The organism is Bradyrhizobium sp. 2TAF24 (genome assembly GCF_052115025.1).
GTDB lineage: Bacteria > Pseudomonadota > Alphaproteobacteria > Rhizobiales > Xanthobacteraceae > Bradyrhizobium_A.
Genome location: NZ_JBFRFW010000017.1, coordinates 159,242 through 185,351 on the forward strand (window position 1 = coordinate 159,242; position 26,110 = coordinate 185,351).

Here is a 26,110-nt window from a genome sequence, read left to right on the forward strand (position 1 = left end):
TTTCGCAATGACTGTTCATCCCCATCCCGTCACATCGAAGCGGCGACTGCGCGCAGCTCTGCTGCTGGTCGGCGTTTCGGTCTCTCTCGGCGGTTGCCTGACGCACGCGCGCGACAAGGAGAATGCACTGGCGAGCATTCCCGCCGATTACCGCCAACGCCATCCGATCGTGATCGAAGAGGCCAATCGCACCGTCGAGGTGTTCGTCGGCAGTGGCCGCGGCGGCCTCACCGCCACCCAGCGCGCGGATGTGATCAGCCTCGGTCAAGCCTGGCTGCGTGAAGGCACCGGCAGCCTGCTGATCGACCTGCCCAGAAACACGCCCAACGCTCGCGCCGCATCGGAATCCTACCGCGAGATTCGTTCGCTGTTGAGCGCGATTGGCATCCCCGCCCGCTCGATCACAATCCGTGATTACACGCCGAACGATCCGCGCCAGTTCGCGACCGTGCGTTTGTCCTACCCGCGCATTGCGGCGGAAGCCGGTCCTTGCGGGCTGTGGCCCGACGATCTCGGCCCATCGATCAAGAACAAGCTCTACGTCGAGAACAAACCCTATCATAACTTCGGCTGCTCGACGCAGCGCAACCTCGCGGCGATGGTGGAGAACCCGTCGGACCTCGTTCAGCCGCGCCCCGAAACGCCGCCCTACACGGCGCGCCGCTCGATCGCCTTCGACAAGTACCGCAAGGGCAATCCCACGGCGACCAACTATAGCGATGGCGACAAGGCCAAACTGAGTGACCTCGGAAAATGATCAACTACGCACGCCAGACACCGGATAGCGAAGCGGCCCCACCGGCCGCGGAGGAGCATATCGCGCCGGCACCGCGCGTGTCGGTGCAGGCATTCTGCGAGTCGGTGGAGACCGCCGCCGCGGTGCAATCCGCCGGCGAGGACCGCCGGCTGGGCAAGGCCCATCTGAAGATCCAGATGGGGGGAACAGTTGCGGCGATCGAAGCCTATCGCAGCGCACCGACCCCGAACGTCATTGTTCTGGAGACCGACGGCCGCAGCGATATCCTCGGCGGCCTCGACCAGCTCGCGACGGTATGCGATCCCGGCACCCGGGTGATCGTGGTCGGCCGTGTCAACGACGTGACGCTTTATCGCGAGCTGGTCCGTCGCGGCGTCAGCGACTATCTGATCGCTCCCGTCTCCGCGATCGATATCGTGCGCGCGATCTGCGGGCTGTTTTCGACACCGGAAGCGAAGGCCGTCGGCCGCATCATTGCCGTGGTCGGCGCCAAGGGCGGTGTCGGCGCATCGACCATCGCCCACAACATCGCCTGGGCGATCGCCCGCGATCTCGCGCTGGACTCGGTTGTCGCCGATCTCGATCTCGCCTTCGGCACCGCCGGCCTCGACTACAACCAGGACCCGCCGCAGGGCATCGCCGAGGCGGTGTTTTCGCCGGATCGCGTCGACACCGCGTTCATCGATCGTCTGCTGTCGAAATGCACGGATCATCTCAGCCTGCTCGCCGCGCCCGCGACGCTGGATCGCGTCTATGACTTCGGAGCCGAAGCGTTCGATTCTATTTTCGATACGCTGCGCGGAACAGTGCCCTGCATCGTTCTCGACGTGCCGCATCAGTGGTCGGGCTGGTCCAAGCGCGCACTGATCAATGCCGACGACATCCTGATCGTTGCCGAGCCGGACCTCGCCAATCTTCGCAACACCAAGAACCTGTTCGACCTTCTGAAGGGGGCGCGGCCCAACGACCGCATGCCGTCCTACTGTCTCAACAGGACCGGGGTGCCCAAGCGCCCGGAAATCAGCACCAAGGAATTCGCCAAGGCGATCGAGAGCGAGCCGATCGCCTCGATTCCGTTCGAACCTCAGATCTTCGGCGTTGCAGCCAACAACGGCCAGATGATCGCTGAGGTCGCCGCCAATCACCGCACCGCAGAGATGTTCCTGCAGATCGCGCAGCGGCTGACGGGACGCGGAGAGGCCAAGAAATCACGAACGTCGCTGCTGGCGCCGCTGCTGGGCAAGCTGCGATCGAAGTAATCTATTGCGTGGAGTTGTGTCGTGTTTGGTAAGCGTAGCGGACCTGAATCCCAGACCCGGGCGGTCAAGCCGGCCGCACTGGAGCCTGCACCGGCTCCGGTCACGCGCAATCCCGAACCTGCGGTTGCTTCGCCGCCGCTCGCACCGGCGCGCGCCCCCGCCCCTCCGGTTCACAACGAAGTCCGTCGCTCCGACAACTACTACCAGGTCAAGGCGACGATTTTCGGGGCGCTGATCGAGGCGATCGATCTGGCGCAGCTCGCCAAGCTCGACGGCGAATCCGCACGCGAGGAAATTCGCGACATCGTCAATGAAATCATCGCGATCAAGAACATCGTGATGTCGATCGCCGAGCAGGAGGAGCTGCTCGACGATATCTGCAACGACGTGCTCGGCTATGGTCCGCTCGAACCGCTGCTGGCGCGCGACGATATCGCCGATATCATGGTGAACGGCGCGAATACGGTCTATATCGAAGTCGGCGGCAAGATCCAGAGGACCGGAATCCGCTTCCGCGACAACCAGCAGCTCCTGAACATCTGTCAGCGCATCGTCAGCCAGGTCGGCCGGCGCGTCGACGAATCGTCACCGATCTGCGACGCACGCCTCGCCGACGGGTCTCGCGTCAATGCCATCGTCGAACCACTGGCGCTCGACGGGCCCGTGCTGACGATCCGCAAGTTCAAGCGCGACAAGCTGACACTGGATCAACTGGTCCGCTTTGGCGCGATCTCGCCCGAGGGATCGGAGATCCTCAAGATCATCGGGCGCGTTCGCTGCAACGTTCTGATCTCCGGCGGTACCGGCTCCGGCAAGACCACGCTGCTGAACTGCCTGACCAACTACATCGACGACGACGAGCGCATCATCACTTGCGAGGACGCCGCGGAACTCCAGCTGCAACAACCCCATACGGTGCGGCTGGAAACCCGCCCGCCGAACCTGGAAGGCGAAGGCCAGATCACCATGCGCGATCTGGTCCGCAACTGTCTGCGTATGCGCCCCGAGCGGATCATCGTCGGCGAAGTCCGCGGCCCCGAAGCGTTCGATTTGCTGCAGGCCATGAACACTGGCCACGACGGATCGATGGGCACGTTGCACGCCAACAATCCCCGCGAAGCGCTGTCACGCTGCGAATCGATGATCACCATGGGGGGCTTCTCGCTGCCGTCCCGGACTATTCGCGAGATGGTCTGCTCGTCCATCGACGTGATCATCCAGGCTGCGCGCCTCCGCGACGGCTCACGCCGCATCACCCACATCACCGAGGTAATCGGGATGGAGGGCGACACCATCATCACCCAGGACATCTTCGTCTACGACATCGTCGGCGAAGATACCGAAGGCCGGATCATCGGCCGCCACCGCTCCACCGGTATTGGCCGCCCGAAATTCTGGGAACGCGCCCGTTACTACGGCGAAGAGAAGCGCCTGGCGACCGCCCTCGATGCTGCGGAAATTGCCACAACCAACGGCTGAACCGGCGCCATCGTCGCCACAGCCGCATCGAACTGACGACGTGTTTGCACAAGCGGCCGGAAACGGGTTTGGCAGCACGCCTTGGGAGCAGGAGATATGAACATTCAATCGCTTGCCCTCGCCTTTCTCGCCGCCCTGACCGTCGGCGGAATAGCCTGGGTCTTCATCTATCCGCTGCTGTCCGGAGAGCGGCAGAGCGAGAAGCGTCGCGCCTCGCTGGCGCGGACGGAGCCCGTGGTGCGGGCCAGTGACCGCAACCTGCGCAGCCGCCGCGAGCAGGTAGAGGAATCGCTCAAGGAGATCGAGCAGCGCAACAAGAAGGCGCAGAGTGTCGCGTTGAGCACGCGGATCTCGCAGGCCGGACTGGACTGGACGAAGCAGAAATTTCTGATCATTTCCTGCGTTCTGGGCGGCGCTTTCTTCCTGGTTCCGCTCGTGTTCGGCGCCGGACTGCTGGCGTCGGCAGGCCTCGGCTTCGCCGCAGGATTCGGGTTGCCGCGCTGGATTCTCGGCTTCCTGAAGAAGCGCCGTGAAAAGAAGTTTCTCGACGCGCTTCCGGACGCGGTCGACGTGATCACGCGCGGCATCAAATCCGGCTTGCCGCTGTTCGACTCCATCCGCGTGGTCGCGGCCGACTCGCCGGAACCGCTGCGCAGCGAATTCTCCGCCATCGTCGAAACCCAGGCGATCGGCATGCCGCTCGCAGAAGCCTGCGCGCGGCTGTATGAGCGGATGCCGCTGCCGGAAGCAAACTTCTTCGGCATTGTCATCGCAATTCAGCAAAAATCGGGCGGCAACCTGTCGGAAGCGCTCGGCAACCTGTCCAAGGTGTTGCGAGACCGCAAGAAGATGGCCGGCAAGATCCAGGCGATGTCAACGGAAGCCAAGGCGTCGGCCGGCATCATCGGCTCGCTGCCGCCGATCGTGATGCTGCTGGTCTATATTTCGACCCCCGACTACATCTCGTTGCTGTGGACCGAACCAACGGGGCGGCTGATGCTCGCTGGCTGCGTTCTGTGGATGAGCATCGGCATATTCGTGATGAAGCGCATGATCAATTTCGATTTCTGAGGGCGAACGATGATCGATTTCCTGATCGAGAAATTCCACGACGCCCGCTTCATGGCCATGGTGCTCGCGGCGATCGCGGCGACCGCCACCGCCTACACGCTGATCTCGCCGCTGCTCGCCGGCGAAACGTTGTCCAAGCGGATGAAGGCGGTCGCCAGCGAGCGTGAACGCATCCGCCAGCGCGAGCGCGAGCGACTGAACCGCAACGAGAAGGTGTCTCTGCGCCAGGCACCGAAGCAGCTCGTTCAGAAAGCCGTCGACGACTTCAACCTCACCAAGTGGGTCGCCCAGGAATCAGCCCGCGACAAGCTGGTGATGGCCGGCTACCGCGGTCAGGCGCCCTACACCACATTCCTGTTCGCACGCATGGTCGCGCCGATCGTGTTCTTCATTTCCTCGGTGATCTACGTCTTCCTGCTTTCCAACATGCAGCAGGGCGCAGCCATGAAGCTCGCAATGTGCGCCGGCGTCAGCTATCTCGGCATGCATGCACCGATGGTCTTCCTGAAGAACGCCATCGCCAAGCGCCAGCTTTCGATCAAGCGCGCGTTCCCCAATGCCCTGGACTTGATGCTGATCTGCATCGAATCGGGCATGTCGATCGAGGCCGCTTTCCGGCGTGTCAGCCAGGAAATCGGCTCGCAGTCGGTCCCGCTTGCCGAGGAACTGACACTGGTGACCGCCGAGCTGTCCTACCTGCAGGACCGCAAGGTCGCCTATGAGAATCTCGCCAAACGCATCGGGCTCGATAGCGTCAAGTCGGTCGCTCTGGCGCTGCAGCAGGCCGAACGCTACGGCACCCCGCTCGGCCAGACACTGCGCGTGCTGGCGCAGGAAAACCGCGACATGCGAATGACGGAGGCGGAAAAGAAAGCCGCCGCCCTGCCGCCGAAGCTGACGGTGCCGATGATCGTGTTCTTCCTGCCGGTGCTGTTTGTCGTGATCCTCGGGCCAACGGGCATCAAGGTCTCGGCCTACATGCACTGAGGCCGCGGCGCGGCCCGCCGCAGGCGGAGCGGGCTGACCGACAGATCAGGAGCGGCGGGATAGCCCCGCCGCATCGTTGTCGGCGCCCTGACGCGAACCATCACCCCGGCTCAGCATCTGCTTGAGATATGCGACGTTGGCGGCCGCCTCGTCCGGCGGCAGGTCCGCCTTGACGATCGACTCCGCCTCGGCAAATCGGCCCTGAAGCCCGACGACCAGTGCGAGGTTCTGCCGAATGCGCGGGTCCGAGCCGGCGCCGGCGTGGGCGCGGCGCAGCACCTGCTCGGCCTTTCCGAGATCTTTTGTCAGCATGTAGGACAGCCCGAGATTCGACAGCACCGAGGGCTCCTCGGGCACGATCTTCAGCGCGCTCGCATAGTAACGGCGCGCCTCGTCATGCTTCCCCATCTGATCGAGGGTGGTGCCCTGTACGGACAGGATTCGCCAGTCCGGATTCGAAGGTGTATGCGCATTGCTCAGGGTATCGAAAGCCTGCTTGAAGTTGCCGTTGTCGGCCAGCGCCCGCCCGTAGGCTGCGAGCACCGATTTGTTGTTCGGGTTGGCGAGGCTCGCGGCTTCCAGCACCGCGACCGCCTGAGCGCGCTGGCCATTGATCCGCAGCGCCTGCCCGTAGCGGATGGCCGCATCAGGATCGCGCGGATTGGCACGATAGCGTTCGCCCAGCGCATCGGTCGGAACACGCGCGTCACCATCGCGTGGAATTTCGGCCCGCGCGGCCATGGGACCACCGACCGACCCTGTCACGTCCGGTCCGCGCGCTGTCGTGGTTTGACATCCGGCGACGGCGGCGGCCAGAATCAACGCTGACGCTGCAGACAGGAGAACCCGGGCGACTTGAGACTGATCACGCATGCACATCGACTCGCGAAATCCGGCGCGCAAGGTCCGCCGAATGGGCTGGAGACCAGCCATCAATAGACTGTTAACCCTAACGCCCGGTTAATCGGGCTATAGTCACCGCGCCCCCGGGCATACCGCCCGCTCCATGCCGAGATTCCGATGACCACCATTTTCGCGCCCCCCACTGCCGACGCCATCCCCATCACTTTTGCGACCAAGTCCTCGTGGGAGACAGAGAAAGCCGCCCTGTCGGCAACGGCCCGACGTTTCGCCGAGAGCAACGGCTTCTCCGCCAAGCCCGGCCAGTATCTGGCGCTACCGGGACCCGATGGTGCATTGGCGCAGGTGCTGTTCGGCCTGGAGGAGGCGACGGCTCCGGCGCACGATCCGTTCCGCCCCGGGCAACTGCCCGGCTTGCTGCCTGAGGGCGTCTATCGCTTCGCCAATGCCCCATACGACGGTCGGCTCGCGGTGCTCGCCTTTGCTCTCGGCAGCTACCGGTTCGCGCGCTATCGCAAGGCCGATCAGCCGAAGGCACGCCTGGTGCCCCCCGACGGCATCGATGCCGCCGAGATGACCCGGATCAGCGACGCGGCCACCCTCGCCCGAAACCTGATCAACACGCCGGCCAACGACATGGGCCCCGAGGACCTCGCCGCCGCGGCCGCCGCACTCGCCGAGCGCTACGGCGCGGCCTTCTCCAACATCGTCGGCGACGATCTCCGGGCCAAGAACTTCCCCCTGATTCACGCGGTCGGCCAGGCCTCCCAGCGCGCGCCGCGGCTGATCGATCTCACCTGGGGTGACCCGGCGCATCCCAAGGTCACGCTGGTCGGCAAGGGCGTGTGCTTCGATACCGGTGGCCTCGACCTCAAGCCATCGGGCTCGATGCTGCTGATGAAGAAGGACATGGGTGGCGCCGCCAACGTGCTGGCGCTCGCGCAGATGGTGATGGATGCCGGGCTCAAGGTGCGGCTGCGGGTGCTGATCCCGGCAGTCGAGAACGCCGTTGCCGGCAACGCCTTCCGGCCGCTCGACGTCTTGCCGTCGCGCAAGGGGCCGACCGTGGAGATCGGCAACACCGACGCGGAGGGCCGCCTGGTGCTCGCCGACGCGCTGGCGCTCGCCGACGAGGACAAGCCCGACTTGCTGATCGATCTCGGCACGCTCACCGGCGCCGCGCGCGTGGCCCTTGGTCCCGACCTGCCGCCGTTCTACACCAACGACGATGGTCTCGCCGACGATCTGTCGCGCAGTGCCCGCGAGGAGAACGACCCGCTGTGGCGGCTGCCGCTGTGGCCCGCCTATGACAAATGGCTGGATTCGAAAGTCGCCGACATCAACAACGCCCCGTCCAACGGCTTCGCCGGATCGATCACCTGTGCGCTGTTCCTGCAGCGTTTCGTCGAGCCGACGACGCGCTGGCTTCATGTCGACATCTACGGCTGGACGCCGACCGCGAAACCCGGCCGCCCCGAAGGCGGCGAATGCCAGGCCGCACGCGCCATCTATCAGCTGCTGAGCCGGCGCTATGGCTGATCCCCGGCTGACCCCCGCGCGCCCCGACCTCGCCGCCGAGCACCTGCGCGGGCAGGTGACGGCGGAGCGCTTTGTCACCGGCGAAGAGCTCGAGGTGTTCGATCCGATCGTGCCGCTGCGCCGTGAGCCCTCGCACGACGCCGCGCTGGACACCCAGGCGCTGAAGGGCGAGCGGGTAACGATCTACGACCGCACCATCGAGGGCTGGGCGTGGGGACAGCTCGCCGGCGACGGCTATGTCGGCTGGCTGCCCGACCTCGCGCTGGTCAAACCGCGCACGTCCCCGACCCATGCGGTCACCGCGCTGCGCACGCTCGCCTTCCCGGGCCCGTCGATCAAGCTGCCGCCGGTCGAGACGCTGCCGCTCGGCGCCCGCCTCGAGGTCGTGCGCACCGATGCGACCTTCGCCATCACGTCCCAGCGGCACTACCTGCCGTTGCCCCATGTCGCGCCGCTCGACCACGTTGAAGACGACTTCGTCGCGGTCGCCGAGCGGTTCATCGGAACGCCGTATCTGTGGGGCGGCAAGACCAGCCTTGGCACCGACTGCTCGGGCCTCGTCCAGATCGCACTCGCGGCCTGCGGCATCGCGGCACCGCGCGACAGCGATATGCAAGAGCAGACGCTCGGCGAGGCGCTCGACCACGCGCAGTGGCATGACCTGCGGCGCGGCGATCTGGTGTTCTGGAAAGGCCATGTCGCCATCGTGAGCGGAACCGACAGTCTCGTCCACGCCAACGCCTATCACATGGCGACCGCGACCGAACCGCTGCGGGGCGCCGTCAGCCGGATCAGCGCCGCCGGCAGCGAGATCACCAGCGTGCGGCGACTGCTGCGCTGATCGTGGTCGGACCAGTTCGGGCCGCGCAGATTGCTCCCGTCAGGTCGCGGCGCCCGGCTCGGCCTCGTTGCGGAACGCCGCGGCAAACAGCGCACGGGTATAGTCGGTCTGCGGCGCCTTGAAGAGCTGCGCCGCCGGCCCCTCCTCGACGATCTTGCCATGGCGCATCACGATGAGGTGGCTCGCCAGCGACGCCACCACGCGCAGGTCATGCGAGATGAACAGATAGGTCAGATCCCGCTTGCGCTGCAGTTCGCGCAGGAGATCGACCATCTGGGCCTGGAACAGCATGTCGAGTGCGCTGGTCGGCTCGTCGAGCACCACGAAGCTCGGCTCCAGCACCGCGGCACGCGCGATGCTGATGCGCTGGCGCTGGCCGCCGGAGAATTCGTGGGGGTAACGAAACCGGGTTGCCGGATCGAGACCGACATCGTCCAGCGCCTTGACCACGCGGGCCTCGCGTTCGGTCCGCGTCATTGACGGCTGATGCACCGTCAATCCCTCGGCGATGATGTCGCCGACCGACATGCGCGGGCTGAGGGCGCCGAACGGATCCTGAAACACGATCTGCATGTCGCGGCGGAACGGCCTCATCTCCTTGAAGCGCAGGCCCTGGATATCCTTACCGAGGAACACGATCGGCCCCTGCGACGAGATCAGGCGCAACAGCGCCAGCCCCAGCGTCGTCTTGCCCGAGCCGGACTCGCCGACGACGCCCAGCGTCTCGCCCTGACGAACCGCTATCGTGACACCGTCGACCGCCTTGATCTGCCCGACGGTGCGACGCATCAGGCCGCGCTTGATCGGAAACCAGACCTTGAGGTCGTCGGTCGCCATCACCACCGGCGCGTCGGGGCGCGGCGGCGCCGGATCCGGCTTCGGCTCGGCCGCCAGCAGCGCACGCGTGTAGGGATGCTGCGGGCTGCTGAACACCTGCTCGACCGGTCCCCTCTCGACGATCTTGCCGTCATTCATGACGCAGACGACGTCGGCGATCCGCCGTACGATGCCGAGATCATGGGTGATGAACAGCAGGCTCATGCCCAGGCGCGCGCGGATGTCCGCAAGCAGCTTGAGGATCTGCGCCTGCACGGTGACGTCGAGCGCCGTGGTCGGCTCGTCGGCAATCAGCAGGTCCGGCTCGTTGGCGAGCGCCATGGCGATCATGACACGCTGGCGCTGACCGCCGGACAGTTGATGCGGATAGCTGCCGAGCCGCGTCTCGGGTTCAGGGATGCCGACCTGGGTCAGGAGTTCGATGATGCGGGTGCGCGCCGCCGCGCCACGCAGCCCGTTGTGTAACGACAGGATCTCGCCGATCTGCGCCTCGATGGTGTGCAGCGGATTGAGCGAGGTCATCGGTTCCTGGAACACGATCGAGATGTCGTTGCCGCGAATGGCGCGGATCTCATTTTCCTTCAGGGCGAGCAGGTTCTGACCCTTGAAGTGGATGCTGCCGGAAGGATGAAACGCCGCCGGATAGGGCAGCAGTTTGAGCACCGACAGCGCGCTGACGGACTTGCCCGAGCCGGATTCGCCGACCAGCGCGACACACTGGCCGCGGCGGATCTCGAACGAAATGCCGTCGACCGCCACCATCGATTCGTTCTCGCCACGACGGAACGCGACCGACAGGTCGCGGACATCGAGCAGCGGCTGGTTGATCGCGTCCATCAGCTCGACCTGAATGTCTTGCGGGGATCGAAGGCGTCACGCACCGCCTCGCCGATGAAGATCAGCAGCGACAGCATGATCGCGACCGAGAAAAATCCGGTCAGGCCGAGCCACGGCGCCTGGATATTGGATTTGCCCTGCGACAGCAGCTCACCCAGCGACGGCGAGCCCGGCGGTAGGCCAAAGCCGAGAAAGTCGAGCGCCGTCAGTGTCATCACCGAAGACGACACGATGAACGGCAGGAACGTCATGGTGGCGACCATGGCATTCGGCAACAGATGGCGAAACATGATGACGCCATTGGAGACGCCGAGCGCACGCGCTGCCTGGATGTATTCGAAGTTGCGGCCACGCAGGAATTCGGCGCGCACCAGGCCAACCAGCGACACCCACGAGAACAGCAGCAGGATGCCGAGCAGCACGAAGAAGCCGGGCACCAGCACCGACGACAGGATCAGGAGAAGATAAAGCGAGGGAATCGCGGTCCAGATCTCGATGAAGCGCTGGAAGATCAGGTCGGTCCAGCCGCCGAAATAGCCCTGGATGCCGCCGGCGGCGACGCCGATCACCGACGACGCCAGCGTCAGCGCGAGACCGAACAGCACGGAAATGCGGAAACCGTAGATCAGACGTGCGACCACGTCACGCCCCTGGTCGTCGGTGCCGAGCCAGTTGTATTCGAGATCGCGGCAGCCCTTCAGGCCCTTGCGCTCCACCACCGTCTTGCACTGCGCCTCTGTCAGAAGCCAAGTCGGCTTCGACGGCGCCGGCGTCGGCAGGTCGAGGTTGTGGGTGCCATAGGAGTAGCGGATCGGCGCCCACACGATCGAACCGCCCTTGTCCGCGATCAGTTTCTGCAGGTAGGGATCGCGATAGTCCGCCGCGGTCTCGAAGTCGCCACCGAACGTGGTTTCGGCATAGTTGACGAATGCCGGCCAGTAGAGATGCCCGTCATACCGGATCATCAGCGGCCGATCGTTGGCGATCAGCTCGGCGAACATTGAAATCACGAACAGCAGCGAGAAAAGCCAGAACGACCAGTAGCCGCGGCGATTCGCCCTGAAGTTCTGCCAGCGCCGCCGGTTCAGTGGCGATGGCCCGAAGCGACGGCGCGACGCCGGCATCGCCTCGCCGAGCGGGGTGATCGTGGTGGTCTCGACCGGTTCTGGCGCCGTCACGCTCATCACACCTCGCGCGCCTCGAAATCGATCCGCGGATCAATCCACATATAAGTCAGGTCCGACAGCAGGTTCACGACCAGCCCGACCAGCGAGAAGATGTAGAGCGTGCCGAACACCACCGGATAGTCGCGGTTGAGAACGCTCTCGAAGCCGAGCAGGCCAAGTCCGTCCAGCGAGAAAATGGTTTCGATCAGCAGCGATCCCGAGAAGAACGCGTGGATGAAGGCGCCGGGAAAACCGGCGACCACGATCAGCATGGCGTTGCGGAAGATGTGATTGTAGAGCACCTGCCGCTCGCTGCAGCCCTTGGCGCGCGCAGTCATGACGTACTGCTTGCGGATCTCGTCGAGGAACGAGTTCTTGGTCAGCAGCGTCATCGTCGCGAAGGCACCGAGTGCCATCGACACCAGCGGCAGCGCGAGGTGCCAGAAGTAGTCGATGATCTTCCAGTACCACGGGAATTGCGACCAGCCGTCCGAGGTCAGGCCACGCAGCGGGAACAGGTCGAGGAACGATCCGCCGGCGAACAGGATGATCAGCAGGATGGCGAACAGAAAGCCGGGAATCGCGAAGCCGACGATGATGACGCCTGACGTCCAGACATCGAAACGCGACCCGTCGCGCACCGCCTTGCGGATGCCGAGCGGAATCGAGATCAGATAGGTCAGCAATGTCATCCAGATGCCCAGCGACATCGATACCGGCAGCTTCTCCTTGATCAGCTGCAATACGCTGACATCTCGGAAATAGCTCTTGCCGAAATCAAAACGGGCAAAGTTCCACAACATCAGCGCGAAGCGTTCCGGCGCTGGCTTGTCGAAACCGAACTGCTTCTCCAGGCTCTTGATGAAATCCGGATCGAGGCCCTGGGCGCCGCGGTACTTGGAGTTCATCGCATCCGCCGCCACACCCGCCTGCGGCCGGCCGACGAGATCACCGCCACCACCCGAAATGCGCGAGCTGGCGCCAGTATCGGCGCCGTTGAGCTGGGCGATCACCCGCTCGACCGGGCCGCCGGGTGCGAACTGCACCACCACGAAGGACACGAACAAAATCCCGAGCAGGGTCGGGATCATCAGCAGCAGGCGGCGGGCGATATAGGCGCTCATGGGTTACTTCGCCTGATCGAGCTTGGCGGCCTTGGCGGCGTCGGACCACCACAGCGTGCGTTCGCCGAGCCCGGAGGAATAGCCGTCGGGGTTGTAGCGCGGCAGCTTCGCCGGATGATCGAACACATCCCAGTACGCCACGGGATGATTGCTGCGGTACCACTGCGGCACCCAGTAGCGCCCGGCCCGGAACACGCGATCGAGGGCGTGGCAGGCGGTGATCAGCTCGGGACGGCTCTCGGCGCCGATGATACGCTCGATCAGGGCGTCGATCGCCGGATTGGCGACCCCCGCGAGATTGTACGATCCCTTGGTCTTGGCCGCCTGGGACGAGAAGAACGGTCGCAGGCTGTCGCCCGGCGTCGCCGACAGGCTGAAACGCTGCATCGTGATATCGAAGTCGAAATCCTCCACCCGCGCGCGATACTGCACAGCGTCGACGACGCGAAGCGTGGCTTCGATGCCGAGCACGCCGAGATTCTTGATGTACGGCATGTGATGCGGCTGCAGCGACGGCTCGTCGACCAGGAATTCGATCCGGAACACATCGCCGTTGGGCAGCAGCCGCTTGCCCTCTTTGATCGGAAAGCCGGCATCCTGGAGCAGTTGTGACGCCCTGCGCAGCAGGGCGCGATCCTGGCCGGTGCCATCACTGACCGGCGGCACGAACGGGGCGTCGAACACCTCGTTCGGAATCTCGCCGCGGAACGGCTCCAGCAGCTTCAACTCGTCCGGCGACGGCGCGCCTTCCGCCATCAGGTTCGAGTTCTGGAACGGCGACACCGTGCGGGTGTAGGCGCCGTACATGATGGTCTTGTTGGTCCACTCGAAATCGAAGGCGTTGATCAGTGCCTCGCGCACCCGCGGATCCTTGAAGCGATCGCGACGGGTGTTGATGAACCAGCCCTGCGCACCGGACGGGGTGTCGTCGGGCAGGATCTCGCGCTTGACGCGGCCATCCTTGATCGCGGGAAAGTCATAACGGGTCGCCCACACCCGCGCGGTGAATTCTTCGCGGTAGAGGTAGTTCCTGGCCGTGAAGCCTTCGAACGCAACGTCACGATCGCGGTAGAATTCATAGCGCACGATATCGAAATTGTAGGTGCCCCGCGCGACCGGCAGATCGGCGCCCCACCAGTCCTTGACCCGTTCGAACTCGATGAAGCGGTTGACCTCGAACTTGCCGACACGATAGGGGCCGGATCCGAGCGGAACATCGAGCGTGGATTCGTCGAACGCACGGCTCGCATAGTAGGCCCTGGAGAAGATCGGCAGGGCCGCAACGAAGAGCGGTACGTCACGGGCGCGCTTCTCGGCGAAGGTCACCACCAGCGTCGCATCGTCGACTGCCTCGACGGCGGCGACGTCACGCATCTGCTGGCTGATCAGCGGGTGCCCCTTGGCCTTCAGCATCGTCAGCGAGAACGCAGCATCCGCCGCGGTCAGCCGCGAACCGTCGTGGAAACGCGCCTCCGGCCGCAGCACGAAGCGATAGACCAGCTTGTCCGGCGAGATCTCGACCGACTTCGCGAGCAGGCCGTACATCGCGTCCGGCTCGTCGCCGGCCCGCGCCATCAGCGTGGCGAAGGTCAGGTCCATGCCCTGCGCGCCTTCCCCCTTGAGGATGAAGGCATTGAGCGAATTGAAGGTGAAGTACGACTGATTGTTGGCACGCACCGACGGGATGGTCGAGAATATCCCGCCCTTCGGGGCGTCGGGATTGACGTAGTCGAAATGGTGAAAATCGGCAGGGTATTTGAGGTCGCCGAACACCGACATGCCGTGGGCGGTGCTGGCCGCCGCTGCGGGACGCACCAGCATGGCGGCGGCAACACCGCCGCCGAAGCGAAGCGCCGCACGGCGGGTGAGCGGGAAAGTGCCCATCGGAACCCTCAAGAACGTTTGCCGATCTTTGCCGCCTTGGTCTCGTCGTACCACCAGAGTGTCGGGAATCCGGAGATGCCGTATTTCGGCATCGGCTCCGGATGGCTGAAGCGATCCCAGCGGGCGTAGCGCTGGAAGCCGTAGGTGAACTGCGGAACGACGTAGAAATTCCACAGCAGCACGCGGTCGAGTGCCTTGCAGGCGGCCACGAGCTCGGCGCGGTTCGGCGCGTAGATGATGCGCTCGATCAGGGCATCGACGGCCGGGTTCTTGATGCCGGCGAGATTGCGCGATCCCGGCCGGTCCGCTGCCTGCGAGCCGAAGAAGTCGCGCTGCTCGTTGCCCGGCGACAGCGATTGCGCCCAGAGACCGGTCACGAGGTCGAAATCGAACGCACGCAGGCGGTTCTGGTACTGCACGTCGTCGACCGTCCGCACCGTGACCGTGATGCCGAGACGCTCGAGGTTCGGCTTGTAGAACAGGATGATGCGCTCGTCGCCCTGATCGCGGCTGAGGAATTCGACACTGACGGGCTTGCCCTGTGGATCGACCAGCTTGCGGTCGCGAACGTCGAAGCCCGCCTCCTTCAGCAGACGCGCGGCTTCGCGCAGGTTGCCGCGAAGCGCCTCGGCGCTGCCGCCGACCGGGTTGGTATAGGGGGTGGTGAAGATCTCCGGCGAAATCTTGTCGCGGAGCGGCTCCAGCAACTGCAGCTCGAGGCCCTGCGGCAGGCCGGAGGACGCAAGCTCCGTACCTTCGAAGTAGCTGTTGTCGCGGCTGTACTCGCCGGTGGAGAGCTGGCGGTTCATCTCCTCGAAATCGAACGCGAAGTTGAACGCGCGGCGCAGCCGGACGTCGGAGAACAGCGGACGACGAAGGTTGAAGACGAAGCCCTGCATCCGGCCGACGCTGTTGACCGGGAATTTCTCCTTGATCACGCGGCCGTCGCGAACGGCCGGAAAATCATAGGCGGTCGACCATTCCTTGGCACTGCGCTCCAGAATCCAGTCGACCTGATCGGCCTTGAAGGCCTCCCGCGCCACGGTGTCGTCGCGAAAGAACTCGTAGCGGATCTGGTCGAAGTTGTTCAGCCCGATATTCACCGGCAGCTTTGCGCCCCAATAGTCGGGAACGCGTTCCATCACCAGGGACCGCGCGGCGACGAAGTCCTTGATCCGATACGGGCCCGAGCCAAGCGGCGGCTCCAGCATGGTCGCGCTGACGTCGCGCTTGCGGCCTTGCGCGTCGGTCCCTTCCCACCAGTGCTTGGGCAGGATCACGAGCTGTCCCGCGATGGCCGGCAGCTCGCGGTTGCCGGGAGCGTCGAACACGAACTTGACGTCGCGATCGCCAACTTTCTCGACCTTCACGATGTGCCGATAGTACGCGCTGTACATCGGGCTGTGGGTCTTGAAGGCGTTGAACGAGAAAATGACGTCCTCGGGCGTCACCGGCTTGCCGTCGTGCCAGCGCGCTTCCTGGCGCAGGCGGTAGATCACATAGGAGCGGTCGTCCGGATAGGTCGCCGCTTCCGCGAGCAGGCCGTAACCGGTCGACACTTCATCGCGCGAATCGACCATCAGCGTTTCGTAGATCAGACCGAGGCCACCCGGCGGGTTGCCCTTCACGCCGGCGACGACGATGTTGAAACTGTCGAACGTGCCGATCTCGAGCTGCCGCACGCTGCCGCCCTTCGGCGCATCGGGATTGACGTAGTCGAAGCGCTTGAAGTCCGCCGGATACTTGATGTCGTCGAACAGCGACAGCGCGTGCCGCCAGGGCGCTCCGCCCGGCGCATCGCTGGCGCGTGCCGCATTGACGAGAAAAGCGGCGGGGGTTGTCTGAAACAGCGGGACCGCTGCGGCGATGGCTCCGCTCTGGAGGACGCGGCGTCGGGAAATTTTCAAACAAGCGATCCTGTGATTGGGCCGGTGTCACCGCCGGGCGTTCCCCCGGATCAGCGTCCCCAGCGATTATGTCGGTTTTTGGAAAGGTTTCCACCCCTGCGGCCATCTTTGCGGCCAATGGTCACGAGGCCCGCAAGGAGAATGTGCATGCGAAAACGGCCGGGCAAGCCCGGCCGTCTCCGAATGACAAATCTTTAATCCGGCTTACTTCGCCGCGGTCGGCAGCGGCACCGGCTTGTCCGCCAGCGACCGCAGGTAGTCGATCACGTCGGCGCGCTCGCTGTCCTTGGGCAGGCCGGCAAAGCCCATGGCGGTGCCGGCAATGTAGCCCTTCGGATTGATGAGGAACTTGTTCAGCTCGTCGAAGGTCCACTTGCCGCCCTTCGCCTTCATCGGCGCCGAGTAGTTGAAGCCGGCCTCGGAGGCACGATCGCGATCGACGATGCCGTAGAGGTTCGGACCCACACGGTTGGGACCGCCCTTCTCGAAGGTGTGGCAGGCGGCGCATTTCTTGGCGGCCGTCGCACCCTTCTCGACCGAGGCGGTCTGCAGCAGCTTCTCGATCGGCTCCGACGGAGCCGCTGCCGCGGCCTTCTCGCCGCCGCCACCCGCTTCTTCCTTCACGGCGATCTCGAAACCAGGCTTGGCCATCGGCTTCGGGGTGAAGACCGCATTGGCGGTCAGATTCATCACCATCAAGACCAGGCAGGTGCCCAGAATTGCGCCCATGATCTTGTTGAGTTCAAAGGAGTCCATATCGGATCAGGCCCCACCGCCGGAAGGTCACGTTGCACGCATGGTTCAGGCGCGCGAATAACGTGACTGAAAACCAAAAAACGGCCCCGAAATCAAGCATTCGCAATCGCTGCAACGAGATAACGGTTTGCCTGGGCGCTGGCAACCCGTATAACCGGCCCCGCCGCATTGAAAACGCGCACGAATTTCCGATTTTTCCACCTCACGCGACTTCGACCTCATGGCCCGATCCGACACCCTGCTGCTGATTCCCTCCCGCATGGCGGCCACCCGACTCGCGGGCAAGCCGCTCAAGGACATCGGCGGCGTGCCCATGATCGTCCAGGTCTGGCGCCGCGCCCAGGAGGCCGGCATCGGCCGGGTGGTGGTGGCGACCGACACCGACGAGATCGCCGCCGCCGTGGCGGCCCATGGCGGCGAGGCCGTCATGACCAGCCCCGACCATCCCTCGGGCTCCGACCGCATCCACGAGGCGCTGACGCGGCTGGATCCGGCGGGCGAGGTCCGGATCATCGTCAATGTCCAGGGCGACCTGCCCACCATCGCCCCTTCCGACATTCGCGCGGCGCTCGGCCCGCTGGAAGATCCTGCCGTCGACATCGCGACCCTCGCCGCGGTGATCAGCAAGGACGACGAGCACACCTCCCCCAACGTGGTGAAGGTCATCGGCTCGCCGCTCACCGCGGACCGCCTGCGGGCGCTGTATTTCACCCGGGCGACGGCACCTTATGGCGACGGGCCGCGCTATCATCACATCGGTCTCTATGCCTATCGCCGGGCGGCCCTGGCACGCTTCGTATCGCTCCCTCCTTCCCCGCTGGAAACCCGCGAGAAGCTGGAACAGCTGCGGGCGATCGAGGCAGGCATGCGCATCGACGTCGCGGTGGTTGACACCGTGCCGCTCGGCGTCGATACGCCCCATGACCTCGAGATCGCTCGGCAGATGCTGAGCGCCTCCTGAATGATCACCCCAAACCCGACGAGCCGACCATGAAGATCGCATTCCAGGGCGAAAAGGGCGCGAACTCGCATATCGCCATCGCCGAGGCCTTCCCTGACGCCGAGGCCCTGCCCTGCGCGACCTTCGAGGACGCCCTTGCCGCTATTTCCTCAGGCGACGCCGATCTCGGCATGATTCCGATCGAGAACTCGGTGGCCGGCCGCGTCGCCGACATCCACCACCTGCTGCCGCATTCCGGGCTCTTCATCATCGGCGAGTGGTTCCTGCCGATCCGCCACCAGCTCGTCGCCCCCCGCGGCGCGACGCTGGAAGGCATCAAGACCGTGGAAAGTCACGTTCACGCCCTCGGCCAGTGCCGCAAGATCATCCGCCAGCTCGGCATCAAGCCCATCGTCGCCGTCGACACCGCAGGCTCGGCCCGCGCCGTCGCGGAGCGTGGCGACAAGACCTGCGCCGCGATTTCCTCGCGCCTTGCCGCCGAGATTTACGGCCTCGACATCCTGAGCGCCGACATCGAGGACGAATCCCACAACACCACCCGCTTCGTCGTGCTGTCGCGCACGGAAAAGTGGGCTCCGCAGACCGCGGCCCCGCTGGTGACGACCTTCGTGTTCCGGGTACGCAACCTGCCGGCGGCGCTCTACAAGGCGCTCGGCGGCTTCGCCACCAACGGCGTCAACATGACCAAGCTGGAAAGCTACATGGTCGACGGCAATTTCTTCGCCACGCAGTTCTATGCCGATGTGGATGGCCATCCCGACGACCGCTCGCTCGCCTATGCCCTGGAAGAGCTGCGCTTCTTCTCCAGGGAGCTGCGCATCATCGGTGTCTACCCGGCCCATCCGTTCCGGGCGACCTTCAGCGAGTCGGGGAGCTGAGCTTCAGAGGCGTGGGCAGAAATTTTACAGATTGATGAAATTCGAAGTGTGCCCACCTTCAAGAAATGCAACAGGCACCTTTCACCACGAGATATTCCTCTTTTATAATATAAGTTTAACTGAATCACAATCAGCGGACAGCTCGTTCGAGAACCGTCCCACAAGCCTTGATATCACCTCACGTATTCTACGAATAATGGGCTATGGTGGGAAAATTCCCACGGAAATGGGGCCCTCAATGGGCTGGGCGCGGCCGGTCCCTTGGCCTATGTTTGCGACCCACATGGCAACAGCCCGGCGCGCATGACGCGGCCGCTATCATAAGTTGCGTGGAGTTCGAAACACAATGAGTGAGACTGCGCCGACCGCCAGCGGCGGCCCCGCCGCCAAACTCCCCCGTATCTCGTTCGAGTTCTTCCCGCCCAAGACGGCGGAGATGGAAACGAACCTGTGGGACACCATCAAGCGGCTCGCCCCGCTGCAGCCGACCTTCGTGTCCGTCACCTATGGCGCCGGCGGCTCGACCCGCGAGCGCACCCACGCGACCATCGCCCGCATTCTCAACGAGACTGACCTGCTGCCGGCCGCGCACCTGACCTGCGTCGGCGCACCGCGCGGCGAGATCGACGAGATCGTCGACCGTTATCACGAGATCGGCGTCCGCCACATCGTCGCCCTGCGCGGTGACCCGGTCGCGGGCATCGGCACCCCGTTCATTGCGCATCCGGATGGCTACCAGACATCGTCCGAGCTGATCGCCGGCATCAAGCGCCGGCACCCCGACATCGAGGTCTCGGTCTCGGCCTATCCCGAAAAGCATCCGGAGAGCCCGACCTTCGACGCCGACATCGACGGTCTCAAGGCCAAGGTCGACGCCGGTGCGACGCGCGCCATCACCCAGGTGTTCTTCGACAACGATCTCTACTACCGCTTCGTCGACCGCGTGCGTGCCCGCGGCATCGACATCCCGATCGTGCCCGGCATCATGCCGATGCACAATTTCAAGCAGGCGCGCAATTTCGTGACCCGTGCCGGCACCACCGTGCCGGACTGGCTGGCGGCAAAGTTCGACGGGCTGGACGACGATCCGGAGACCCGCAAGCTGGTGGCGGCAACCGTCGCTGCCGGCCAGGTGCAGAAGCTCGCCAAGCAGGGCATCGACACCTTCCACTTCTACACCATGAACCGCGCCGACCTGGTGTTTGCCATCAGCCACCTGCTCGGCCTGCGCCCGTCGCAGCAGCAGGCGGCCTGACCCCGAAACCTTTTGTATGAGTCCGACATGACCGCGCCCGTTCGCTCCGAGACCGAAACTCGCCTGCGCCAGCTCGCCGCCGAACGCATCCTGGTGCTCGACGGCGCCATGGGCACGATGATCCAGGCGCTGCAGTACGACGAAGCGGCGTTTCGCGGCGAGCGGTTCAGGGATTTCCATCGCGACCTGCGCGGCAACAACGACCTCCTGATCCTGACTCAGCCGGACGCGATCGAGGACATCCACGCGCAGTACCTGCGCGCCGGCGCCGACATCGTCGCCACCAACACCTTCTCGTCGACCTCGATCGCCCAGGCCGACTACGACCTCGCCGACCTCGCCTACGAGCTGAACCGCGAAGGCGCCCGTCTCGCGCGCGCCGCCGCAAAAACGGTCAGCGCCGAAGACGGCAAGCCGCGCTTCGTCGCCGGCGCCCTCGGTCCAACCAACCGCACCGCATCGATCTCGCCCGACGTCAGCAATCCCGGCTACCGCGCCGTGACCTTCGATGACCTGCGCATCGCCTACAGCGAGCAGATCAATGGCCTGCTCGACGGCGGCGCCGACATCCTGCTGGTCGAGACCATCTTCGACACGCTGAACGCCAAGGCGGCGCTGTACGCCATCGCCGAGATCTGCGAGACGCGCGGCATCCAGGTGCCGATCATGATTTCGGGCACCATCACCGACAAATCCGGCCGCCTGCTGTCCGGCCAGATGCCCGAGGCGTTCTGGCATTCCGTGCGTCATGCCAACCCCGCGACCATCGGATTCAACTGCGCGCTCGGCGCCGAGGACCTGCGTGCCCACATCGCCGACATCGGCCGTGTCGCCGATACGCTGGTCTGCGCCTATCCGAACGCCGGCCTGCCCAACGAGTTCGGCCAGTACGACGAAAGCCCTGAATTCATGGCCGGCCTGGTCGGCGAGTTCGCCGCCTCCGGCCTTGTCAACATCGTCGGCGGCTGCTGCGGCACCACGCCGGCGCACATCGCCGCAATCGCCGCGGCGGTGGCGCCGCATGCGCCGCGCCAGATTCTTGGAATCGAGCCGCAGCTGCGTCTCTCCGGCCTCGAGCCGTTCACGTTGACGTCGGCCATCCCGTTCGTCAACGTCGGCGAGCGCACCAACGTCACGGGATCGGCACGCTTCCGCAAGCTGATCACCAACGGTGACTACACCGCCGCGCTGCAGGTGGCACGCGACCAGGTCGAGAACGGCGCCCAGGTCATCGACGTCAACATGGATGAAGGCCTGCTCGATTCCGAGCAGGCGATGATCACCTTCCTCAACCTCGTCGCCTCCGAGCCCGACATCGCCCGCGTGCCGGTGATGATCGACTCCTCGAAATTCCACGTCATCGAGGCCGGCCTGAAGTGCGTCCAGGGCAAGCCGATCGTCAACTCGATCTCGATGAAGGAAGGCGAGGACAAGTTCATCCACGAAGCCACCATCGCGCGCCGCCACGGCGCCGCCGTGGTGGTGATGGCGTTCGACGAGAAGGGCCAGGCCGACACCTACGAGCGCAAGATCGAGATCTGCAAGCGCGCCTACGACCTGCTGGTCGAGCGGCTGAACTTCCCGCCGGAAGACATCATCTTCGACCCCAACGTGTTCGCGATCGCCACCGGTATCGAGGAGCACAACAATTACGGCGTCGACTTCATCGAGGCGACACGCTGGATCCGCCAGAACCTGCCCCGCGCCCACATCTCCGGCGGCGTCTCCAACCTGTCGTTCTCGTTCCGCGGCAATGAGCCGGTGCGTGAGGCGATGCACTCGGTGTTCCTGTATCACGCCATCAAGGCGGGCATGGACATGGGCATCGTCAATGCCGGCCAGATGGCGGTGTACGACGACCTCGATCCGGAGCTGCGCCAGGTCTGCGAGGATGTCGTCCTCAACCGCGATTCCGGCGCGTCCGAGCGGCTGCTGGCGCTGGCCGAGAAATTCCGGGGACAGGAGAAGCAGGTCAAGGAAGCCGACCTTGCCTGGCGCGAGTGGCCGGTGGACAAGCGCCTGTCGCATGCGCTGGTACATGGCATCACCGAATTCATCGAGCAGGACACCGAGCAGGCGCGGCTCGCCGCCGACCGCCCGCTCAGCGTCATCGAAGGCCCGCTGATGTCGGGCATGAACGTCGTCGGCGACCTGTTCGGCGATGGCAAGATGTTCCTGCCGCAGGTCGTGAAATCCGCGCGCGTCATGAAGCAGGCCGTCGCCTACCTGCTGCCGTTCATGGAAGAAGAGAAGGCGCGCGAACAGGCGGCAGGCGGCAGCGTCGGCCGCAACTCGGCCGGCAAGATCGTGCTCGCCACCGTGAAGGGCGACGTGCACGACATCGGCAAGAACATCGTCGGCGTCGTCCTCCAGTGCAACAACTTCGAGGTCATCGACCTCGGCGTCATGGTGCCGGCGGCGAAGATCATTGAAACGGCGAAGGCCGAGCAGGCCGACATCATCGGATTGTCGGGCCTGATCACGCCATCGCTTGACGAGATGTGCCACCTCGCGGCCGAGATGCAGCGCAACGGCCTCGACATGCCGCTCCTGATTGGCGGTGCCACCACCAGCCGCGTCCATACCGCGGTGAAGATCGACCCGAACTACACCCGCGGGCCGGTGGTCCATGTCAACGACGCCAGCCGCGCGGTCGGCGTCGCCTCGTCGCTGCTGTCGCCGGACAGGCGGGAGGCCTATGCCGCCGACATCCGCCAGGAGTATCTGAAGATCTCGACGGCCCACGCCCGGGCGCAGGCCGACAAGAAGCGCCTGTCGCTGAAGCAGGCGCGCGACAACGGCATGAAGATCGACTGGTCGAAGGTCTCGCCGAAAAAGCCGTCCTTCATCGGCACCAGGAGCTTCACCGACTATCCACTGGCGGAGCTCGTCGACTACATCGACTGGACGCCGTTCTTCCAGACCTGGGAGCTGACGGGCCGCTTCCCGGCAATCCTGGACGACCCCAAGGCAGGACCGGTGGCGCGTTCGCTCTATGAAGACGCCCAGCGCATGCTGAAGCAGATCGTCGACGAGAAGTGGTTCAAGGCTTCCGCCACCATCGGCTTCTGGCCGGCCAACGCGGTTGGCGACGACATTCAGGTCTACGCCGACGAGAACCGCACCACGCCGATCGCGACCTACCATACCCTGCGCCAGCAACTGGAGAAGCGCGAAGGCCGCTTCAACGTCGCACTGTCGGACTTCATCGCGCCACGCGACAGCGGCGTGCCCGACTACATCGGCTCGTTCGTCGTCACCGCCGGCCTCGGCGAGGATGCCATCGCCGACCGCTTCAAGCGTGCCAACGACGACTATTCCTCGATCCTGGTCAAGGCGCTCGCCGACCGCCTCGCGGAAGCTTTCGCCGAGCGCATGCACCAGCGCGTGCGCAAGGAATTCTGGGGCTATGCACCGGATGAAGGCTTCAGCAACAGCGAGCTGATCCTCGAGCAGTATGCCGGCATCCGTCCCGCGCCCGGCTATCCGGCGCAGCCCGACCACACCGAGAAGGGTACGCTGTTCGATCTGCTCGACGCCGAGCGCACCGCCGGCGTCAAGCTGACGGAAAGCTTTGCGATGTGGCCGGGATCGTCGGTGTCCGGGCTCTATTTCAGCCATCCCGAAAGTTTCTATTTCGGCGTCGGCAAGATCGAGCGCGACCAGGTCGAGGACTACGCCGCCCGCAAGGGCTGGGAGGTGGCTGAAGCCGAGCGCTGGCTGGCGCCGGTGCTGAACTACATTCCGACGGCAAACTCCAATCCCGCGCCGGCTGGCGGCGAGGCCGCCACGACGGACGGCGACGTGCAGAGCCACCCGCCGGGCTGCGCCTGCGCGTTCCATCTGCAGTACCGCAAGAAGGCGGCGCGGGCGTAACGCGCCCCGACCGATCCGATCGACGCCAAGATGGCCGGGCCTCTGCCCGGCCAATCTTGTATTCGAGCGAGACGAAACGCGTCGTCCCAGGCAGAGACGAGAAACTAATCGCCCGGCGGCTGGAACGGCTGCACGATCTCCTTGAACTCAGGCAACGCCTCGCAGGCCGTTGCATGGGCGGCGAGCGCGGGCCAGTGCGCGACATCGACGACGCCGGGATGCGCCTCGCGCGTGAAACGGAGCGCGCAGCCGACCGCAATATCGGCGTGTCCGACCCGAGGCCCGAACCACCACGGTGACACGCGGCCGGCACGATCCTTTTCCAGCACATCGAGCACCGCCGCGATCTGGGTCCGGCAGCGCGCGAGCCACAGCTCCGAGCGTTCCTTGTGCAGCACGCGCTCATAGACGAGCGCGACCGCCTTGTCGCCAAGACCGGTGGCCAGCGCGCAGACCCTGAGCGCCTGCCGCCGCGGCGCGCCGTGCTCCGGCAGCATCGCCCGTCCCGGTCCTGCCAGTTCGTCGAGATAGTCGAGGATCGCAGCACTCTCGATCAGCACCTCGCCATCGTCCAGCACCAGCGTCGGAACCCGGCGCAACGGATTGAACGGTGCGATCTTGTCGGCGTCGCCGAAGGTCGACCACGGCCGGTGTTCGAAAGACAGACCATAAAGGCGCAGCGCAATCGCCACGCGACGCACGAACGGGGAATCGTATTGTCCGATCAGGATCACGGGCACACCTCCAGCACATCGACCTGCCGAGGATGCCAAAATCACAGGCGGCTTCCTAGTCGCCCGGTCCGCAGATCTGATCCGCACGCATTCCGAACCACCTTCCCCCAGAAGCACGCTTGACTCTCCACCTGCTGGAGCCGGTAGAACGCCTCCATGCACGGACGAACCTACTCCATCGGCGAGCTGTCGAAGCTCAGCGGCGTCTCCGTCCGCCGCCTCCGCTTCTATTCGGACGAGGGACTGCTGCCACCGACCGGTCGGGCGGACAGCGGCTACCGGATGTATGCCGACGCCGATCTCGCCCGTCTCGACCTGATCCTGGCGCTGCGCGAGGCCGGTGTATCGCTCGACGACATTCGCAAGCTGCAGTCACAGCACATCGCCCTCGGGGACGTGCTGCGGCTGCGCCTCGATGCCCTCGAAGCCGAGATCCGAGCAAAACGCCGCATCGCGAACGTCCTGCGAGCGGCCTTGAAAGCCGATGACCCGACCCACCACGACCTCAGGAGACTATGGACCGTGACCAGCTTATCTCATGCCGAATTCCGCACCGCCGTCGAGCGATTCTACGACCAGGCGGCCAGCGGCCTGCAGATCGACCCGGCCTGGCGTCAGCAGATGATCGATGCCGCGACGCCCGACCTGCCCGACCATCCGACGCCGGCGCAGATCGATGCCTGGACCGAGCTTCAGGCGATGCTTGCCGACACCAGCTATGTTGACGCCGCCAAGGCCGGCATGGCGCAGATGTGGGATGGCGCCTTCGATGCAGCAGCCTATGCTGCCGCGTCCGATGCCACGTTCGCCCGCGTCCACGAAGCGATCGCCGCAGGACAGGCGCCGCAATCGGAGACCGGGCGGGTGATCGCCCAGGACTGGCTGGCGCAATCGGCGGCGGCGATGAAGCGGACGCCCGACGCCGCGTTCCTCGACTGGCAGCTGTCGCAGTATCGAACCCACCACGCGCGCTCGGCGCGCTATCAGGACCTGATGGCGATCCTGCGTGGCGATGACGCCGCCAGCCATACCGGCGACGCCTGGCGCTGGATCGTCGAGGCCATGGGCCATCACCTCGGGCACAGCAGCTAGCGGCAGCGG

The 26,110-nt window shown here is 65.0% G+C and carries 20 protein-coding genes; 12 read left to right on the forward strand and 8 right to left on the reverse strand.

Annotated elements, in window-relative coordinates; translation table 11 throughout:
- The first annotated feature begins 7 nt into the window (after nucleotides 1–7).
- The 5 genes from AB4Z37_RS24950 (at nucleotide 8) to AB4Z37_RS24970 (ending at nucleotide 5,553) form a co-directional block, all read left to right on the forward strand.
- Nucleotides 8–757 (forward strand): CpaD family pilus assembly protein, encoded by a 750-nt coding sequence (locus tag AB4Z37_RS24950; protein ID WP_441519438.1) that lies wholly within the window; start codon nucleotides 8–10, stop codon nucleotides 755–757.
- A complete protein-coding gene (locus tag AB4Z37_RS24955; protein WP_441519439.1) occupies nucleotides 754–2,016 on the forward strand; it encodes an AAA family ATPase in 1,263 nt (420 codons plus the stop codon). Before AB4Z37_RS24950 ends, AB4Z37_RS24955 begins: the two co-directional genes overlap by 4 nt.
- Before the next feature lie 21 nt (nucleotides 2,017–2,037).
- Nucleotides 2,038–3,495, forward strand: coding sequence for a CpaF family protein (locus AB4Z37_RS24960; protein WP_441519440.1), 1,458 nt, complete (start codon nucleotides 2,038–2,040; stop codon nucleotides 3,493–3,495).
- Between the two features lie 96 nt (nucleotides 3,496–3,591).
- A complete protein-coding gene (locus AB4Z37_RS24965) occupies nucleotides 3,592–4,566 on the forward strand; it encodes a type II secretion system F family protein (RefSeq protein WP_441519441.1) in 975 nt (324 codons plus the stop codon).
- Nucleotides 4,567–4,575: 9 nt separating this feature from the next.
- Nucleotides 4,576–5,553, forward strand: a complete 978-nt coding sequence (locus AB4Z37_RS24970; protein ID WP_441519442.1) for a type II secretion system F family protein — start codon at nucleotides 4,576–4,578, stop codon at nucleotides 5,551–5,553.
- 45 nt (nucleotides 5,554–5,598) lie between these two features.
- On the opposite strand, the gene AB4Z37_RS24975 is transcribed toward AB4Z37_RS24970, so the two are convergent.
- Complete coding sequence (locus tag AB4Z37_RS24975; protein WP_441519443.1) at nucleotides 5,599–6,426, reverse strand: tetratricopeptide repeat protein; 828 nt, start codon at nucleotides 6,424–6,426, stop codon at nucleotides 5,599–5,601.
- Nucleotides 6,427–6,573: 147 nt separating this feature from the next.
- On the opposite strand from AB4Z37_RS24975, the gene AB4Z37_RS24980 reads away from it, so the two are divergent.
- Together AB4Z37_RS24980 and AB4Z37_RS24985 are read left to right on the forward strand one after the other, a co-directional pair.
- Entirely contained in the window at nucleotides 6,574–7,953 is a 1,380-nt protein-coding gene (locus tag AB4Z37_RS24980; RefSeq protein ID WP_441519444.1) for a leucyl aminopeptidase family protein, read from the forward strand.
- Nucleotides 7,946–8,794, forward strand: coding sequence for a C40 family peptidase (locus AB4Z37_RS24985; RefSeq protein WP_441519445.1), 849 nt, complete (start codon nucleotides 7,946–7,948; stop codon nucleotides 8,792–8,794). The genes AB4Z37_RS24980 and AB4Z37_RS24985 overlap by 8 nt, the downstream gene beginning before the upstream one ends.
- A 39-nt stretch (nucleotides 8,795–8,833) precedes the next feature.
- Here AB4Z37_RS24985 and AB4Z37_RS24990 read toward each other — a convergent pair whose 3' ends face one another.
- The 6 genes from AB4Z37_RS24990 to AB4Z37_RS25015 all read right to left on the reverse strand — a co-directional run bounded on the left by AB4Z37_RS24990 (nucleotide 8,834) and on the right by AB4Z37_RS25015 (nucleotide 17,305).
- Entirely contained in the window at nucleotides 8,834–10,468 is a 1,635-nt protein-coding gene (locus tag AB4Z37_RS24990) for an ABC transporter ATP-binding protein (protein ID WP_441519446.1), read from the reverse strand.
- A complete protein-coding gene (locus tag AB4Z37_RS24995) occupies nucleotides 10,468–11,652 on the reverse strand; it encodes an ABC transporter permease (RefSeq protein WP_441519447.1) in 1,185 nt (394 codons plus the stop codon). Before AB4Z37_RS24995 ends, AB4Z37_RS24990 begins: the two co-directional genes overlap by 1 nt.
- Nucleotides 11,652–12,758, reverse strand: a complete 1,107-nt coding sequence (locus tag AB4Z37_RS25000) for a microcin C ABC transporter permease YejB (protein ID WP_441519448.1) — start codon at nucleotides 12,756–12,758, stop codon at nucleotides 11,652–11,654. Before AB4Z37_RS25000 ends, AB4Z37_RS24995 begins: the two co-directional genes overlap by 1 nt.
- 3 nt (nucleotides 12,759–12,761) lie before the next feature.
- A complete protein-coding gene (locus tag AB4Z37_RS25005; RefSeq protein WP_441519449.1) occupies nucleotides 12,762–14,642 on the reverse strand; it encodes an extracellular solute-binding protein in 1,881 nt (626 codons plus the stop codon).
- Between the two features lie 8 nt (nucleotides 14,643–14,650).
- Nucleotides 14,651–16,549, reverse strand: a complete 1,899-nt coding sequence (locus AB4Z37_RS25010) for an extracellular solute-binding protein (protein WP_441519450.1) — start codon at nucleotides 16,547–16,549, stop codon at nucleotides 14,651–14,653.
- Nucleotides 16,550–16,753: 204 nt separating this feature from the next.
- Nucleotides 16,754–17,305 (reverse strand): c-type cytochrome, encoded by a 552-nt coding sequence (locus AB4Z37_RS25015; protein ID WP_441519451.1) that lies wholly within the window; start codon nucleotides 17,303–17,305, stop codon nucleotides 16,754–16,756.
- A gap of 220 nt (nucleotides 17,306–17,525) precedes the next feature.
- On the opposite strand from AB4Z37_RS25015, the gene AB4Z37_RS25020 reads away from it, so the two are divergent.
- From AB4Z37_RS25020 to metH, 4 genes are all read left to right on the forward strand, one after another.
- Nucleotides 17,526–18,266: a 3-deoxy-manno-octulosonate cytidylyltransferase gene (locus tag AB4Z37_RS25020; protein ID WP_441519452.1), complete on the forward strand. Its 741-nt coding sequence runs from the start codon at nucleotides 17,526–17,528 to the stop codon at nucleotides 18,264–18,266.
- Nucleotides 18,267–18,295: 29 nt separating this feature from the next.
- Nucleotides 18,296–19,144, forward strand: coding sequence for a prephenate dehydratase (locus AB4Z37_RS25025; protein ID WP_441519453.1), 849 nt, complete (start codon nucleotides 18,296–18,298; stop codon nucleotides 19,142–19,144).
- Between the two features lie 346 nt (nucleotides 19,145–19,490).
- A complete protein-coding gene (gene metF / locus AB4Z37_RS25030) occupies nucleotides 19,491–20,399 on the forward strand; it encodes a methylenetetrahydrofolate reductase [NAD(P)H] (RefSeq protein WP_211966639.1) in 909 nt (302 codons plus the stop codon).
- A 27-nt stretch (nucleotides 20,400–20,426) separates the two neighbouring features.
- On the forward strand, nucleotides 20,427–24,275 hold the full coding sequence (gene metH, locus AB4Z37_RS25035) for a methionine synthase (protein WP_441519454.1): 3,849 nt from the start codon (nucleotides 20,427–20,429) through the stop codon (nucleotides 24,273–24,275).
- Nucleotides 24,276–24,379: 104 nt separating this feature from the next.
- Here the strand turns inward: metH and AB4Z37_RS25040 are convergent, their stop codons facing one another.
- Nucleotides 24,380–25,009 (reverse strand): glutathione S-transferase family protein, encoded by a 630-nt coding sequence (locus tag AB4Z37_RS25040; protein ID WP_441519455.1) that lies wholly within the window; start codon nucleotides 25,007–25,009, stop codon nucleotides 24,380–24,382.
- A 156-nt stretch (nucleotides 25,010–25,165) separates the two neighbouring features.
- Between AB4Z37_RS25040 and AB4Z37_RS25045 the strand changes: the two genes are divergently transcribed.
- Nucleotides 25,166–26,101 carry a MerR family transcriptional regulator gene (locus AB4Z37_RS25045; RefSeq protein ID WP_441519456.1) on the forward strand — a complete coding sequence of 312 codons (936 nt, stop codon included), beginning with the start codon at nucleotides 25,166–25,168 and terminating at the stop codon, nucleotides 26,099–26,101.
- Nucleotides 26,102–26,110: the final 9 nt, after the last annotated feature.